Below are 13,390 nucleotides of genomic sequence, written 5' to 3'. Positions count from 1 at the left end.
GTCTGTCAGCGATGATCCCGGCGGATCAGGAAATCCATGGGAGCCTCAGCTCAGCCGCTGGGCACGGCGCGCAGCCGGCGCAACCGGTGCAGCTCCTTTGCCGCGTCCTTCATCAGGCCATCGGCGGCCTCGCGTTCCTGGCCGACGATGACCCCCGATGTGAAAGCCTGGGCGCGGCGGTGTGCAGGCGGCGCCGCCAGCGCAGCCTCGGTCGCCAGTTTGCGGTGTGTCATGAAGTCGTTCAGCGATCCCAGGGCCGATTGAATCTGCTTCAGCCGGCCGGAAAGAGCTGCAAGCTCCCTCTGGCCGCGATCGCCGTAAAGGCTGCTGAAGAAGTCGGTTGCATAGCGAATCTTCTTGATCTTGATCCGCAGCTTGTGGCGTTGCACCGGATCGAGAAAATTCAGTCGCTTGCCTTGCTTTCGCGCCTTCCTGATGCGCCGATCCAGCACCTCCGCGGCGTAGGCGGCGATCGAGCGGTCGTCATCGACGCGAGGCCGTCCGGCTTCGATCCACTCGATCGTATCGATCAGCAGGCGGCGGTAACGCGCCGCCGCGACCGCGTCGCGGGCGCGCTTGAAAGCCGCCATCCTTTGCCTTGAGAACCTCTCGCGGATCGCCCGTGCGCCGCGTGCCGGGACGCCGTGCCTGGTGATCGGCTGTATGCTCTCCTTCAGAAACACGTCGATTTCACGCGCAGGCGCCAGTTCGTCGGTGAGCCATTTCAGCTCGGCCTTGATCCGCGCCGTGCTTGCTCGCGGCAGGATGTCGCCGAACAGCGAAATCGCCGCGCGCAGGCGCCGCAGCCCGACGCGCATCTGATGAACGCCCTCGGCATCGAGGTCACGCACAGGATCGGCGTTCGCCGTGATGTGACGCAGCGTCGAATGCGCGATCACGCGGAATGCCTCGTGCGGCGATTGCTCGGGAATGAGCTCGATCGCCTCGGCATGTTGCGCGCCGCCGCCGCTGTTCGCGACGAGCTGGTAACCGCGCTCGGCCTTGGAGCGCAGATCAAGCTCGGCCCCCGTTCGGCGTTCGAGATGGCGCGCGAGGCGGAACAGGTCCGCGACATGTCCGGATTTGAGTTCCAGCTCCAGTTCGGCAACGGGCCGTGACCGCCGCCCGGCGCTGATGCGGCCCCGGTCGACGGCGAGTTCGATCTGGCTCTTTCGTACGCGGCGGGCCTGCGCCATCCGACGGATGTCGGTCTGGAATACCGGCTTCAGCTTGCGGGGAAGTTTCCCCGTAGCAAGGCGCCGGAGCGGTGTATGGCTGGTCTTGGCAAGATCGGGATTTGCGCCGGAGACCTCGTGCTCCCATTCTCCGCGCCATACGCCGCCCGCGCTGCCTGCTTTGACGGTTTGCACGTAGCGGTCCTCGATCTTGCGAACGCGTAGCGTTAGGCCGTGGCGCCTCAGCTTGTGCCTGTTCGTATCGTAGTAGGTCGATACCAGCGTCTGCTCGGATTTGTCGCGGCGCTGGCCCGCAGCGCCGCTCCGCAAAATCGACGACAGTTTGTGCGGTGAAATCCGGAATTTCAGTTCCGTTTCTGCATTCATGGCTGGATCTTTCCGTTGCCCATTCAAAGTGGCGCACCCGCGGGAAGTTCCGATGCTGCGAGCATTTCAAAGCGGCTGGCGATCAGGGGCGCCGCAAGTCATGGAAACTTCACGGAACCCGGCGCCAGCGTGCTCGATTGAGGAGCAGCACCACGATTGAAGGAGGCAGCCTTGAGGCGAACGAACGCAATTGCGATCCTGATCATCGTGCTCATCCTCGCTGGCGGTGCTGCTGCGCTTTATCGTCTGGATACCGGCGAAGGAACCCGTACCAGTCGCGCGGATTCGGCAAGGACGGCGTCGGATTGAGCCGGGCGGATCCTGCCGAGAGCCAGGCTTGCCGCAGCGATTGACCGGAGAGCAAATACGTCGATGTCCAGAACCGCGATCACCGTTCGAGACCTCACGGCCGGGGTGCTTGCCATTGTCCATGCGCATCCAGACTGCGAGCTCGTGAAGGAGATCGCGATCACGCCGGTTGAGATCACCGGCGTGGGAAGGACTTGGCACGCGAATCTCGTCGACAGCGGCGGCGCCGATGTGCAGCGCGCGGCCAGCGTCTTGAGGCAGGCGAGAGACGATCTCGAGCCGGTGTTTGAATTGGTTGACGAACCGCCACCGAAGGACGAGCCATGAAAAAGCCCGCGATCCATCCAGATGACTTCCCGGTTGAGACCAGCAAGACGACCGTCAAGACCAACAAGGGCGAACCGCTTGCGGACGCCGAAAGCGAGCCGGTGGCGGAGGAGATCGCCGACCGTCTCAACGAGCATGCCTACCGCGAGGAGCACGATCGATGGTCGCCGTGACCTCCGGATATCCACGGTCGCAATCGACGCTACGCGCAACAGCCGTTCGCTGTCATTCCGCCGACGGACTGGCGCGGCTTAGTTCGCGAAGCAGTTCGCCTGCCTGATCCAGCAGCGTCCGAACGTTGTTCCGCTCCGCTACCGCTTCCCCCGTGAACATCCCATGCTTCCGCGCATTGCGGTTGCCGGGCGGCGCGCCTGTCCTTGCGGCGCCGCCATGCATGCGACATCGACTCTTGCCGCGCACCGCCGGCGCGCAACAGGGGGTACCACTACGAGCCCTTGCGCCGCAGCGGCGGCTCGCTTGCATCGGGCTGGTGTTGCGAACGTGATCGCTGCTCATGCGATGGCGCCGTCCTCTACGTCAACGTTCGGCTCCGCGACGATCATGCTGGCGTGTTGCGTGACGTTGCCTACGATCGCCCTGCCGCCGTCCTGCACCGACAAATTCCGGACCGTGATCGCGCGCTCGCCGTTGTTGCGGTGGCGGCTCAGTGCCTCGATCTGGCTTGCGAAGGTGCGGGCCAGCCGGGTCAGCGCGCGTGTGAGGCTCTCCTGCTGCGGGATGTCATCGGTGAGGGCGAGGCGGCAGGCGGAGCGCATCGCTGCGGCGTGAACGGACGCCATCTGCACTGCGAGCATGGCCTCGATCGAGTCCTTCGGCGCGATATTCTTCACCAGCGAGATCAGGAAGGCGAGGTTGGCTTCATCGGGCTTGCGCCCGATCACGCTGGCCTTCACCAATTGGCTGAGCAGACCATGCAGCGCGTCGCGGTCGGCGGCGCCGAGCGCCTCGGCCAGCAGCCGTTCGCCGGCTTGCGGGTCGGCATGAAGGATCGCAATCCCCCGCTTGTAGAGCTTGATCCGCGGGCGCGCGGCGGGGCCGCTGCGATCGTTTGCCGCAACCGGCAGCGTGCTGTGGCGTTTCGCAGATGTCGTCATGTGCTGTGTCCTTTGCCCGAGCGGGCTCATTGCGCGCGGCATCGATCGCTCGCTGCGCGCCTGTGGGATTTTCGGGATGTTGATGAAGGGCTTACGCACAATTGCCGCGAGGCGCCCCGTAGTCGGGCGGCGTGGACGCAGGCGAATGTTGCGATGATGGCATTCTGCCGGTGTTTTGCCCGACGAGTCAAACGAAGATTGCGAAGCGCGCAATCCTCGTTCGTGCAAATTCTGGTCCGTGGAAGTCCTTGTTCTTGCAGGTGCCGGCTACTGTGCATGGGGTTGTTTTCGCGTTTTTTGTTTTGAAGCTGCTCCGACCTGCCGCGCGACGGAATGCCGGCCTGCAAACGCGATTGCGAAATCCGGCACGGCCGCTCATCATGATCCGCGAATCCGCCGCGTCATGCAAAGCGGCGCGATTCGTCTGGGGAGAGAACGAATGCAACGAACGCTTCGCCTGCTGGCGATCGTCGCCGGATTGTGCGCGACGACGGAGGCCCTCGCGCAAAAATATCCGGTGCGGCCGGTCAAGATCATGGTCGGCTTCAGCGCGGGCGGCCCGGTCGACGTCGTCGCGCGCATCGTCGCCGATCGGCTGAGTAACAAGCTCGGACAAGCCTTCGTGGTCGAGAACCGCGCCGGCGCCAACGGCATGATCGCAGCCGAAGGCGTCGCCCGTGCAGAAGGCGACGGCTACACGATGCTGGCCTGCAACTCATCCACGATCACGCTCAACAAGACGCTGTTCAGGGATATCCGCTACGACCCGGAAAAGGACTTTTCGCCGCTCACCACCGTCGTGTCGGCGCCGCTCGTGCTCGTGGTCAACCCGGAGAATCCCAAGACGGCCAACATCAACACCGTCGCTGATCTCGTCGCCGCGGCAAAGGCTGCGCCCGGCGCGCTTGCCTACGGCTCGGGCGGCAACGGCAACCTCGCCCATCTCGCCATGGAGCTGCTCAGCCAGAAAGCCGGCGTCAGGATGATCCACGTGCCTTATCGCGGTGGTGCGGCGTCCGAGGTCGGCATCCTCGCGCAGGAGGTCCTGGCGGTGTTCGATCCCTTGTCCGCCGTGCCGCTGGTGAAGGCCGGCAAGCTGCGCGCGCTCGCGGTGTCCTCAGCCGAGCGGCTGCCGGCGCTGCCGGATGTGCCGACCGTCGCGGAAGCCGGCTATCCCGGTTTCGACATCTCGTTCTGGGTCGGCTTCTTCATCCCGAAGGCAACGCCCGCACCGACGCTCGAGATGCTGCACCGGGAGATCGTCGCCGCCGCCAACGATCCCGTGTTACGTGAGCGGCTGGAGACGCAGGGCGTCGTCAGCGTGCTCAGTCCGGCCGAGTACACCGCCAAGATCGCGAAGGAGACCAAGGAGCTTGCCGAAGTCGTGGCGGCGGCAAACATCAAGGCGGAGTAGGGCGTCTGCTTGGCGTGATGCCGACCACCTCAGCCAGCCGCTCGAGCAGCGGGCGCTGTCCTGTGTTGATCTTCCCGTGCGCTTCTGCGAGCGTGAACCATTCGGCACGATCGACCTCCGGAAAGGTCTGACGTTTGCCGCTGCGCGGCGGCCATTCCATCTCGAAACTGTTGCTGCGAATGCTGCGCACGTCGAGGTCCAACTCAGCCGCGAACGCGGTGACGATCTTGCCGCCGCGCTGCTTGACCTGACCAAGCGAAGTCAGCGGCACGGACAGCTCAAGTCCAAGCTCCTCGGCAAACTCCCGTCGCGCCGCGATGTCTGCGTCTTCTTCGTCCGCATACTCGCCCTTCGGGATCGACCAGGCACCGAGGTCCTTGTTGCGCCAGAACGGTCCTCCGGGATGAACGAGGAGAACCTCAATTCCCCGGCGCTTCCGATAGGCAATGATCCCGGCGCTTTTCGATGGCATCGCAGGTTCCCTGCAGGCGGCGCATTCGCCCGGGAAAAAGTGGAACAGACGGTTTTAGCGCAGGTTAATAGCCAACGCTTTGACCGAACAAGGGAGTGAACCATGATCCGCCTGTTGGCAACGACAGCCTTAGGGCTGGTGCTGGCGAACGCCGCCTTTGCGCAATCGCCAAGCACGAACACCAAATCCGAGCAGACGCCGCAATCCCAGTCGAATTCCGCAGCTCCGTCCAACACGTCGCCCTCTGGCGCGGCACAAACGCAACAGACCACGTCGCAGCCGCAGCAATCATCAACGCCGGCAGCGTCGACGCAGAATACCCAGGCGACCACACCGTCTTCCGGGTCTGCCAATTCCGGCTCCGGGACCAATGCCACCAACAGCGCGGACACGTCGTCCCGGCCATCCAGCGGTACGGCAAACTCGAACGCGGCCGGCAACCAGCCCGCCTCGCAGCAGAGCGCCAATCCGCCGGCGGCGAACGCGAACCAGACGCAGGATCGCTCCAATCCTCCGTCGAACAATACCAATCAGGCACAGCAGGCGCCCGGTGCATCTGGAACCAACCAGGCCCAGCAATCGCCAAACGCGCCGAGCAGCAATCAGGCGCAGGGCGAGCGGACCGGCGCCAATTCACAGACCGCCGCCCGCACTAACGTCAACCTCGACAAGCAGCAGGAGACCAAGATCAGCGCGTCCATCTCCCATCTCAACGTGCGGCCGCTGACCAGCGTCAATTTCTCGCTCAACGTCGGCACGGTGGTGCCGCGCGATGTCCAGCTGTCGACGCTGCCGCCCGACGTGGTCGAGATCGTGCCGCAATATCGCGGCTACAGCTTTGCGCTGGTGAAGGATGAGATCGTGGTGGTCGATCCGGCGACATACAAGATCGTGACGGTGCTGCCTTACTCGGGACAATCCACCGCGACAACGACGACCACGCGCGAGCGCAGCGCCAGCAAGTTTTCGGATCGCGATCGCGAAGTGATCCGCAAGCATGCGAAGACCCGCACCGAGGGACGGAGCGAACGACAGACCACCGGCAGCACTGCGCGGTCCGAAATTCATGTTGGTGACCGCGTTCCCGAGAGTGTCGAGGTCGAGGAATTCCCGAGCAGCGTCTACCGGGACGCCCCCGACCTGCGCGAATACCGCTACATTCACCGCGATACACGGACCTATGTCGTCGAGCCCAGCGAACGCCGCATCATCGAGGAGATCGACTAGTTCGCGGACCACCGGAAGCCGCTCCATCGAGCGGCTTCCGGATTTCGCATCAGCCCGAAGATCGTTCGCGCGCTGCAAAACGGATGGCGCGGGCCTTCGCGCTCTTTCCCGCCGCGCGCGCGGCGATCATGTTGCGTGCCTTACCGTGGGTGCTCTTCCGGATCAGGGACGCGAGCCGCTTGCGTGCGCGGCTGGCCGTCAATCGCGCCGCCAGCTGCTCCGCCTTGCGAATGATGGTCGTGACCGAGGGCGTCAGGTTCACCGGAACCCAGGCGACGTCTTTCGTCTTGGACAGGCTGCCGATGCCCTCGCAGGGAGCTTCGCGCGGCAGGTCGATCCGGATCGCGAGGGCTTCCGCGCGCTCGGTCCAGTCCTCGGCCCTGGTGCCGGTGATGATGCGGACATAGTCGCGTGTCTCACGCGGCAGCTCGCTCTCTTTGGCAAGCCATTTCTGGATCCGGCCGGGGCCTGCGTTGTAGGCGGCTGCGGCAAGTCCGAGATTGCCGAAATCGTCGCGTAGCTTGCGCAGGAATTTGGCCGACGCCGGCAGCGCCTTCATCGCATCGAACGGATCATCCAGCCCGACCTCCGCTGCGGTTTGCGGCATGAACTGTGCGACGCCTTGCGCGCCGGCCTGGCTGACCTCGTTCGACTTGAAGCGGCTCTCCTGCCAGATCAGGCGCGCAAAGAACGGCACTGGAATCCCGCTGGCCTCGGCCGCTCCACGAAGCGCGTGGCAGAAGCGCTCCGTCGGCGAAACCGGCGCCTGCGCGACGGGTTCGACCGTATCCGGCGGCTCGGACGTCTCCTCATAGGACGCACGCGCATTGGCGAGCTCAAGCGCCTGCACGCTTGCGAGGAACAGTTCGACCACCGGAACAAGTGGCGAGGCCTGAGTGTTTTGAAGAACGGTGTGATCGAAGGCTGACGTTTGGCGGGACACCGACGGATCGAAGTCGCACATCAGAATCATGAACGCGGCGCAAGCCGCGACGACAAATCGCATTTGCTGGAGCAACCTCGAACTGTGGGTGAACGGCCAGCGGTGCGCCGGCGATAAGGAGTTCTTAACCGTGCGATTGCGGCAAAGCTGCGGTCTCACCGGTTCCGCCGGTGTTACTACGGTGTTCCCGCCAGGAAACTCTTTTCTCCGCGAATTTGCGGGCATGGCGAATTGGGACGAGCAAGATGATGCGATGGATGCTTGGCGCGGTGATTTCGCTGTCGGTGATCTCTGCGGCGCTTGCAGGCAATCTTGATCCAGCAGCGGTGAACGACGCTGCGCGTCCCGCAAAGCAAATTGCTGCCGATAAGCTCAACGCATCGATCGTGAAGCTTGAGATTTTGCTCGACCGTGCGCGGTTCTCGCCGGGGGAGATCGACGGCAAGCTCGGGGAGAACGCGCAGAAGGCGCTGAAGGCATTCGCCGAGCAGAACGGCGTTGCATCCGACAAAACGATCGCACCGGAGCTTTGGGATAAGTTGAACGCCGCGAGCGAAGGCCCGGTCCTGATCGAATACAAGATCACGGATGCGGATGTGAAGGGGCCGTTTCTGAAGGAGCTGCCCGGCAAGCTTGATGACATGAAGCCGCTGAAGGCGCTGAGCTACACCAGTCCGCTCGAAGGGCTTGCCGAGAAATTCCACATGAGCGCAGATCTGCTCAGGGCGCTCAACCCGGACAAGGCCTTCGACAAGGCCGGAGTGACCATCGTCGTTGCAAACGTTCCGGCGCGGCGAGAGCTGCCGCACATCGCGCGGCTCGACATCGACAAGAAGAACGGCACGCTGAAAGCATTCGACGAGGGCGGCACCCTCATCGCATTCTATCCTGCGTCAATCGGAAGTCCGGATCGTCCCACGCCGAGCGGTACGCTCAAGGTCACCAGCGCCCACGAGAATCCGGTCTATCACTACAACCCCGACTACAAGTTCAGAAGCGTCAAATCGAAAAAGCCGTTCGATGTTCAGCCGGGCCCGAACAATCCGGTAGGAGCATACTGGATCGGCTTGTCCGCGCAGGGTTACGGCATCCACGGAACGGCGGAGCCCGACAGGGTCAGCAAGTCGGCGTCGCATGGCTGCGTCAGGCTGACCAATTGGGACGTGCGCGCGCTGGGCGAGCACGTCAAGCGCGGCACACCGGTGGTCTTCCTGGATGCGCCGACGGACTCCTCGTCCGAGCAGCGGCGGAAGTCCGTCGGCAGGCGCGCCTCGAACTAGTCTTTGGGAAAGTCCTTGCGCATCGCGATCTCGGCGGCATCGCCGGGCGATAGCACGGTCTGGTCGAACGCTGCTTGCGGCCTCGTCATGATGTCGTAAAGCGAGATGCCTTTGATCGGCTTGCCCATGAGCTCGCGGACGCAGTCGGCGAGCGTGCCGTCGTAGACGAGATAGGGCGGACCTCGATCCTTCTGCCTCTCGCCTTTCAGCGACGGCCACTTCTTCAGTTCGGCCGGCGCGTCATAGGCGATCGGCGATTTCTCTTTGAACATGCGCTTGGCCCCTGAAGGCGCGGGTAGCCCAGAAGCCTAGGGCGGCCCGGTAAAACGCTTGTTAAAGAATTAGTTCAAATCAGCCGGCAACAAAGGCGAGCAGAGTGCCGTTCGCCTTGGCCGGCGGCACGCAGATCGCAGACCCGCTGCGCACCGCTGCCGAACCAAGCGCCTTCTCGGTGGCCGCGAGATCGCCGCTCACGAGCACCAGGGCAGCGCCTCCGCGTTCGGAAAGACCCGCGAGCGGCACGCCGGGATAGCGTTTGCCGAGCTGCTCCAGCGTCAAGTAAACGAAATCGGCCCGATCGCCACCGGAGGGCACGGTCACCGCGCCATCGGTTTCACTCTTCGGCTCGCGGTCGATCAGCCGCCCCAGATGCGCAGCTTCCTTCGCGGGTTCGGGCGCTGCGATCAATGTCTGCTTGATCCGCTTGGCCGCATTGGCGTGCTTCATCAGCGCGGGAATCCACACCGTCTCCCGCGTCTTGTGCTGGCAGGCGAAAATGCGCACGCCGCCGGGCGCTTCCGCGGTCGGCCACATAAAGGTGCGGAATTTCGCTGCCGAGATCGTGCCGTCAGGCAGCGTCACGGGCCGTTCGAAATCGGTCGGGCCGATCGGCTCCAGGCCGCGTGCGCGGATTTCCTCTGCGCCGGCGGTGGAATCGACCGCGGTGAAGGCGATGCGCTCGATGCCTTCGCCGCGCTTGTCGAGGAAGGCACGCGCCGGCGCGTTGTGCTCGGTCGCCGCGAGCACGCCGAGCAGCTCCATATAATCCGGGTCGAACATGATGGTGTAGTTGCCGGTGCCCATATGTGCGCTGTGAGTGCCGCGCGGCGAGATGGTGAAGCCGAGCTGCCGGTAATTCTCGGCGGCCTTGTCGAGGTCCTGAACCATGACCACGGCGTGGTCGATACCGATGACGTTCTTGAGAGCCACTGTTCTTCCCCGGATGCAAACTGACTGGACCGCCGTTGACGGCCACAAATCCTGTCTACGCCGGATAGGCGGTCAAGTCATTTTCAAATCGGCGGGACATGCGGAAATTTCATTCCGCGAAAGGCGATATCGACGCGCAATGGTGTCAGCGAGCCTGCTCGAGATAGGCGGCGAGGATGGCGCGCTCCTCGCTGGTCATTTCGGTGATGTTGCCCGGCGGCATGGCATTGGACCAGGCGGCGACGCGGCCGATCAAGCGGATGTTGCGATGGATGTGCTCGGGCGCGTCGAGCAAGATGCCCTTCGGCGCGGTGACGATGCCGGCCCAGACCGGCTCGGCGGCGTGGCACATGCTGCAGCGGGACATCACGATCTCCTCGACATTGGCGAGGGTCGGCTGCGCTGACAGCGCGCTTGTCTTGACCTCGCGCGGGCCGGCCGCCGAGAGAAAGAGGATTGCGATCACGCCGGCCGCTGCAACGCCCCACACCCACCATGGCGATTTGCGCCCGGCATGCCCCTCGTTGAAGAAGTGCCGGATCACGGGGCCGAGCGCCAGGATGATGGCGACGATGATCCAGTTGTAGCGGGTGGCATAGAGTAGGGGATAGTGGTTGCTGATCATCAGCACGACGACAGGCAGCGTCAAATAGTTGTTGTGGACCGAGCGTTCCTTGCTGGCCTTGCCGAGCTTTGGATCGGGCGCCTGGCCCGCGAGCAGGGCGGCCACGATCTTCTTCTGGTTCGGGATGATCAGCGTGAAGACGTTGGCGACCATGATGGTGCCGATGATCGCCCCGATCTGGTTGAAGGCGCCGCGCCCGCTCAGCACGTGGGTGAAAGCATAGGTCAATGCCACCAGGAACAGATAGCCGCCGATGGCGAAGGGGAGCTCGCGCTGCGCGAGCCCGGTACGGCAGGCGCCTTCATAGAGCAGCCATGCCAGCGCGAGGCTGCAGAGGCTGAATAGGCCGGCCTGGAATGGCGTGAGGTCGAGGATCGACTTGTCGACCAGGAACAAATCGGCCTCGAGATAATACACCACAACCATCAGCGCGAAGCCGGACAGCCAGGTGGTGTAGGCCTCCCATTTGAACCAGGTCAGCTCGTCCGGCATCTGGGCCGGCGCGACCAGATATTTCATGATCCGATAGAACCCGCCGCCATGGACCTGCCAGGCCTCGCCCTGCACGCCGTCCGGCAGATCGCTGTCAGGCTTGAGGCTGAGGTCGAGGGCGATGAAATAGAAGGAGCTGCCGATCCAGGCGATCGCTGCGACCACGTGGAGCCAGCGGAGCAGCAGGCTAGCCCATTCCGATATGATGGATCCCCACATGATCACCCCAACAGATGCGACCCCAATGCCGCAGCCTTGATGACCGCAACCGGCGGCCCGCCCTTACAATGTGTCGCACCGATCAGCCGCATTTTCCAGTACGATGGGCTGCGGCTGATGCACATCGTGCGGGCATGAGCTGACGTGGGATTCGGCAGGCATTTGTCCTGTCGCAGAACGTTTGCGCGTCGTTGATGCGCCAGACGCGACGGCCGGGAGGAAACGACGTGAGGAACAGGATTTCGTTCGTAGCGATGTCCGCCGGGTGGCTGGTCGCGGTCGCGAGCTGCGCCCAGGCGGAGCCGGTGCTGCAGGGCAAGGATGCCTACGGCGATTGGCAGGCCGACAAGCCTGGCACGGTCAGATTGATCCGGCCGCAGGATCTGGTCAGGCCCGGCGCCACGCGGTCGGTTGCGAGGTCGTCGCGCGTGGTGCCGCGCCCACCGGAGGGTGCGCTTCAGGTGCCAACCGGCTTCAAGATCGAGCTGTTCGCCGAGGGCCTGCGGGCTCCGCGCATCGTGCGCGTGGCGCCGAACGGCGATATCTTCGTCGCCGAGACGCGCGCGGGCAACATCCGCGTGATGCGCGCCGGCGAAAACGGCAAGGCCGCGACCAATGAGGTGTTCGCTGCCGGACTGCGGCAGCCCTTCGGCATCGCCTTCTTTCCGAACGGCGATAATTCGCAATGGGTCTATGTCGCCAACACCGACAGCGTGGTCCGCTTTCCGTACCAGGCCGGCGATCTCAAGGCGCGCGGCAAGGCGGAGACGATCGTGGCGGGCCTGCCGCATGACGGCGGTCATTCCACCCGCGACATCGTCTTCACACCTGACAACAAGCGCATGCTGGTGTCGGTCGGCTCGCTCAGCAACGTCGCCGAGGGCATGGGTACGCCGCCGGGCGGATTGGATGTGTGGTCGAAAACCCATCCGCTTGGTGCGGCGTGGGCGAGCGAGACCGAGCGCGCCGCCGTGCTGGCCTTCAATCCTGATGGCAAGGAGCGGAAGATCTACGCCACTGGTATCCGCAACTGCGTCGGACTCGCGGTCCAGCCACAGACCGGGCTGCCGTGGTGCTCGACCAACGAACGCGACGGGCTCGGCGACGATCTCGTGCCTGACTATGTGACCAGCGTGAAGGAAGGCGCGTTCTACGGCTGGCCGTGGTTCTATATCGGCGGCAACGAAGACCCGCGCCATGCCGGCGCGCGGCCGGACCTCAAGGACAAGGTGACGATACCCGATGTGCTGGTGCAACCGCACTCGGCCTCGCTCGGCATGACCTTTTATCAGGGCACGCAGTTTCCATCCGAATACCAGGGCGATGCTTTCGCGGCCGAGCACGGCTCCTGGAACCGGTCGAAGCGCACCGGCTACAAGGTGATCCGCATCCGGATGAAGGACGGCAAGCCGACCGGCGAGTACGAGGATTTCGTCACGGGATTCGTGGTGAGCGACACCGAGGTGTGGGGGCGGCCGGTCGGTGTTGCTGTGGCGAAGGATGGATCGCTGCTGGTGTCGGAGGATGGCAACGGGACAATCTGGCGGGTGACAAGCGTGCGCTGAGCCGCGGTGGAGGTGTACCCTCGCCCCTTGCGGGAGAGGGTGGCTCGCCGCGCAGCGGCGAGACGGGCGAGGGGTTCTATCCGCGAACTCCCTTATATGCGTGTGCGGAGAGAAACCCCTCATCCGGCGCTTCGCGCCACCTTCTCCCGCAAGGGGAGAAGGAAGAGGCATGTCCAGACCGGATAGATAGGTAACACAGTAGACCAGATGGATGGGTGACAGTTCTCTGTCGGCTGGGAGGATCAGCCGATGCCTTGGAGAGAGAGCTGCGCAATGGACCAACGGGTTAACTTCATTTCGGAACAGCGAACCGGCTTGTGGACGATGACGGAGCTTTGCGAGCGTTACGAGATTAGTCGCAAGACCGGTTACAAATGGTTGGAGCGCTACCGGCTGGAAGGACCTGGAGGGCTTGGGGATCGCTCGCATGCCGCGCGGGTGCATGGGCGCGCGACGCCACGGCACATCGTGGATGCGATTGTGGGGCTGCGGCTTGAGCGGCCGAGCTGGGGGCCGCGCAAGATCGTGAGCAAGCTTGAGGCTCGTCAAGGGGATGTGGATTGGCCATCGGCCTCGACGGCCGGGGAGATTCTCAAACGGGCGGGACTGGTCGGCGACCGCAGGGTTCGGC

At 64.0% G+C, this 13,390-nt stretch carries 15 protein-coding genes; 7 read left to right on the top strand and 8 right to left on the bottom strand.

Annotation, left to right across the window (positions count from 1 at the left end; translation table 11 throughout):
- Nucleotides 1-50 precede the first annotated feature (50 nt).
- A complete protein-coding gene (locus BRA1253DRAFT_RS11435) occupies nucleotides 51-1,562 on the bottom strand; it encodes a CYTH and CHAD domain-containing protein (protein ID WP_007594117.1) in 1,512 nt (503 codons plus the stop codon).
- 372 nt (nucleotides 1,563-1,934) lie between these two features.
- Between BRA1253DRAFT_RS11435 and BRA1253DRAFT_RS11430 the strand changes: the two genes are divergently transcribed.
- Both BRA1253DRAFT_RS11430 and BRA1253DRAFT_RS44415 read left to right on the top strand, forming a co-directional pair.
- Complete coding sequence (locus tag BRA1253DRAFT_RS11430; RefSeq protein WP_007594115.1) at nucleotides 1,935-2,198, top strand: hypothetical protein; 264 nt, start codon at nucleotides 1,935-1,937, stop codon at nucleotides 2,196-2,198.
- Nucleotides 2,195-2,371: a hypothetical protein gene (locus BRA1253DRAFT_RS44415; RefSeq protein ID WP_007594113.1), complete on the top strand. Its 177-nt coding sequence runs from the start codon at nucleotides 2,195-2,197 to the stop codon at nucleotides 2,369-2,371. Before BRA1253DRAFT_RS11430 ends, BRA1253DRAFT_RS44415 begins: the two co-directional genes overlap by 4 nt.
- 52 nt (nucleotides 2,372-2,423) lie before the next feature.
- On the opposite strand, the gene BRA1253DRAFT_RS45995 is transcribed toward BRA1253DRAFT_RS44415, so the two are convergent.
- Nucleotides 2,424-2,681 (bottom strand): HGGxSTG domain-containing protein, encoded by a 258-nt coding sequence (locus BRA1253DRAFT_RS45995; RefSeq protein WP_007594111.1) that lies wholly within the window; start codon nucleotides 2,679-2,681, stop codon nucleotides 2,424-2,426.
- 29 nt (nucleotides 2,682-2,710) lie between these two features.
- On the bottom strand, nucleotides 2,711-3,313 hold the full coding sequence (locus tag BRA1253DRAFT_RS11425) for a hypothetical protein (RefSeq protein ID WP_007594109.1): 603 nt from the start codon (nucleotides 3,311-3,313) through the stop codon (nucleotides 2,711-2,713).
- A 439-nt stretch (nucleotides 3,314-3,752) separates the two neighbouring features.
- On the opposite strand from BRA1253DRAFT_RS11425, the gene BRA1253DRAFT_RS11420 reads away from it, so the two are divergent.
- Nucleotides 3,753-4,727, top strand: coding sequence for a tripartite tricarboxylate transporter substrate binding protein (locus tag BRA1253DRAFT_RS11420; protein ID WP_007594107.1), 975 nt, complete (start codon nucleotides 3,753-3,755; stop codon nucleotides 4,725-4,727).
- Here the strand turns inward: BRA1253DRAFT_RS11420 and BRA1253DRAFT_RS11415 are convergent.
- A complete protein-coding gene (locus BRA1253DRAFT_RS11415) occupies nucleotides 4,714-5,199 on the bottom strand; it encodes an NUDIX domain-containing protein (protein WP_007594105.1) in 486 nt (161 codons plus the stop codon). The two genes, BRA1253DRAFT_RS11420 and BRA1253DRAFT_RS11415, sit on opposite strands and share 14 nt — an antisense overlap.
- Nucleotides 5,200-5,301: 102 nt before the next feature.
- Between BRA1253DRAFT_RS11415 and BRA1253DRAFT_RS11410 the strand changes: the two genes are divergently transcribed.
- Entirely contained in the window at nucleotides 5,302-6,426 is a 1,125-nt protein-coding gene (locus tag BRA1253DRAFT_RS11410; RefSeq protein WP_007594104.1) for a DUF1236 domain-containing protein, read from the top strand.
- Between the two features lie 49 nt (nucleotides 6,427-6,475).
- Here BRA1253DRAFT_RS11410 and BRA1253DRAFT_RS11405 read toward each other — a convergent pair whose 3' ends face one another.
- On the bottom strand, nucleotides 6,476-7,432 hold the full coding sequence (locus tag BRA1253DRAFT_RS11405; RefSeq protein ID WP_007594102.1) for a lytic transglycosylase domain-containing protein: 957 nt from the start codon (nucleotides 7,430-7,432) through the stop codon (nucleotides 6,476-6,478).
- 182 nt (nucleotides 7,433-7,614) lie between these two features.
- Here BRA1253DRAFT_RS11405 and BRA1253DRAFT_RS11400 point away from each other — a divergent pair, with 182 nt between their 5' ends.
- Nucleotides 7,615-8,649 carry a L,D-transpeptidase gene (locus BRA1253DRAFT_RS11400; protein WP_007594100.1) on the top strand — a complete coding sequence of 345 codons (1,035 nt, stop codon included), beginning with the start codon at nucleotides 7,615-7,617 and terminating at the stop codon, nucleotides 8,647-8,649.
- On the opposite strand, the gene BRA1253DRAFT_RS11395 is transcribed toward BRA1253DRAFT_RS11400, so the two are convergent.
- The 3 genes from BRA1253DRAFT_RS11395 to BRA1253DRAFT_RS11385 all read right to left on the bottom strand — a co-directional run bounded on the left by BRA1253DRAFT_RS11395 (nucleotide 8,646) and on the right by BRA1253DRAFT_RS11385 (nucleotide 11,194).
- Nucleotides 8,646-8,921, bottom strand: coding sequence for a hypothetical protein (locus BRA1253DRAFT_RS11395; protein ID WP_007594098.1), 276 nt, complete (start codon nucleotides 8,919-8,921; stop codon nucleotides 8,646-8,648). The two genes, BRA1253DRAFT_RS11400 and BRA1253DRAFT_RS11395, sit on opposite strands and share 4 nt — an antisense overlap.
- A gap of 79 nt (nucleotides 8,922-9,000) precedes the next feature.
- Nucleotides 9,001-9,858 carry a VOC family protein gene (locus BRA1253DRAFT_RS11390; RefSeq protein ID WP_007594097.1) on the bottom strand — a complete coding sequence of 286 codons (858 nt, stop codon included), beginning with the start codon at nucleotides 9,856-9,858 and terminating at the stop codon, nucleotides 9,001-9,003.
- A gap of 145 nt (nucleotides 9,859-10,003) precedes the next feature.
- Nucleotides 10,004-11,194 (bottom strand): urate hydroxylase PuuD, encoded by a 1,191-nt coding sequence (locus tag BRA1253DRAFT_RS11385; protein WP_007594095.1) that lies wholly within the window; start codon nucleotides 11,192-11,194, stop codon nucleotides 10,004-10,006.
- Nucleotides 11,195-11,421: 227 nt separating this feature from the next.
- Between BRA1253DRAFT_RS11385 and BRA1253DRAFT_RS11380 the strand changes: the two genes are divergently transcribed.
- Together BRA1253DRAFT_RS11380 and BRA1253DRAFT_RS11375 are read left to right on the top strand one after the other, a co-directional pair.
- Nucleotides 11,422-12,759: a sorbosone dehydrogenase family protein gene (locus BRA1253DRAFT_RS11380; RefSeq protein ID WP_007594094.1), complete on the top strand. Its 1,338-nt coding sequence runs from the start codon at nucleotides 11,422-11,424 to the stop codon at nucleotides 12,757-12,759.
- Nucleotides 12,760-13,032: 273 nt separating this feature from the next.
- Nucleotides 13,033-13,390, top strand: a 358-nt coding sequence (locus tag BRA1253DRAFT_RS11375; protein WP_035993158.1) for a helix-turn-helix domain-containing protein, incomplete at its 3' end; no start/stop codon positions are given.

The sequence above is a fragment of the Bradyrhizobium sp. WSM1253 genome (assembly GCF_000244935.1).
Taxonomy (GTDB): Bacteria; Pseudomonadota; Alphaproteobacteria; order Rhizobiales; family Xanthobacteraceae; genus Bradyrhizobium; species Bradyrhizobium canariense.
This window is presented reverse-complemented; position numbering and strand designations above follow the sequence as displayed.

Excerpts from the sequence above, each read along its gene's own strand:
- BRA1253DRAFT_RS11435 (WP_007594117.1), bottom strand. The coding sequence starts at position 1,562 with ATGAATGCAGAAACGGAACTGAAATTCCGGATTTCACCGCACAAACTG.
- BRA1253DRAFT_RS11430 (WP_007594115.1), top strand. The coding sequence starts at position 1,935 with ATGTCCAGAACCGCGATCACCGTTCGAGACCTCACGGCCGGGGTGCTT.
- BRA1253DRAFT_RS44415 (WP_007594113.1), top strand. The coding sequence starts at position 2,195 with ATGAAAAAGCCCGCGATCCATCCAGATGACTTCCCGGTTGAGACCAGC.
- BRA1253DRAFT_RS45995 (WP_007594111.1), bottom strand. The coding sequence starts at position 2,681 with ATGCAAGCGAGCCGCCGCTGCGGCGCAAGGGCTCGTAGTGGTACCCCC.
- BRA1253DRAFT_RS11425 (WP_007594109.1), bottom strand. The coding sequence starts at position 3,313 with ATGACGACATCTGCGAAACGCCACAGCACGCTGCCGGTTGCGGCAAAC.
- BRA1253DRAFT_RS11420 (WP_007594107.1), top strand. The coding sequence starts at position 3,753 with ATGCAACGAACGCTTCGCCTGCTGGCGATCGTCGCCGGATTGTGCGCG.
- BRA1253DRAFT_RS11415 (WP_007594105.1), bottom strand. The coding sequence starts at position 5,199 with ATGCCATCGAAAAGCGCCGGGATCATTGCCTATCGGAAGCGCCGGGGA.
- BRA1253DRAFT_RS11410 (WP_007594104.1), top strand. The coding sequence starts at position 5,302 with ATGATCCGCCTGTTGGCAACGACAGCCTTAGGGCTGGTGCTGGCGAAC.
- BRA1253DRAFT_RS11405 (WP_007594102.1), bottom strand. The coding sequence starts at position 7,432 with ATGCGATTTGTCGTCGCGGCTTGCGCCGCGTTCATGATTCTGATGTGC.
- BRA1253DRAFT_RS11400 (WP_007594100.1), top strand. The coding sequence starts at position 7,615 with ATGATGCGATGGATGCTTGGCGCGGTGATTTCGCTGTCGGTGATCTCT.
- BRA1253DRAFT_RS11395 (WP_007594098.1), bottom strand. The coding sequence starts at position 8,921 with ATGTTCAAAGAGAAATCGCCGATCGCCTATGACGCGCCGGCCGAACTG.
- BRA1253DRAFT_RS11385 (WP_007594095.1), bottom strand. The coding sequence starts at position 11,194 with ATGTGGGGATCCATCATATCGGAATGGGCTAGCCTGCTGCTCCGCTGG.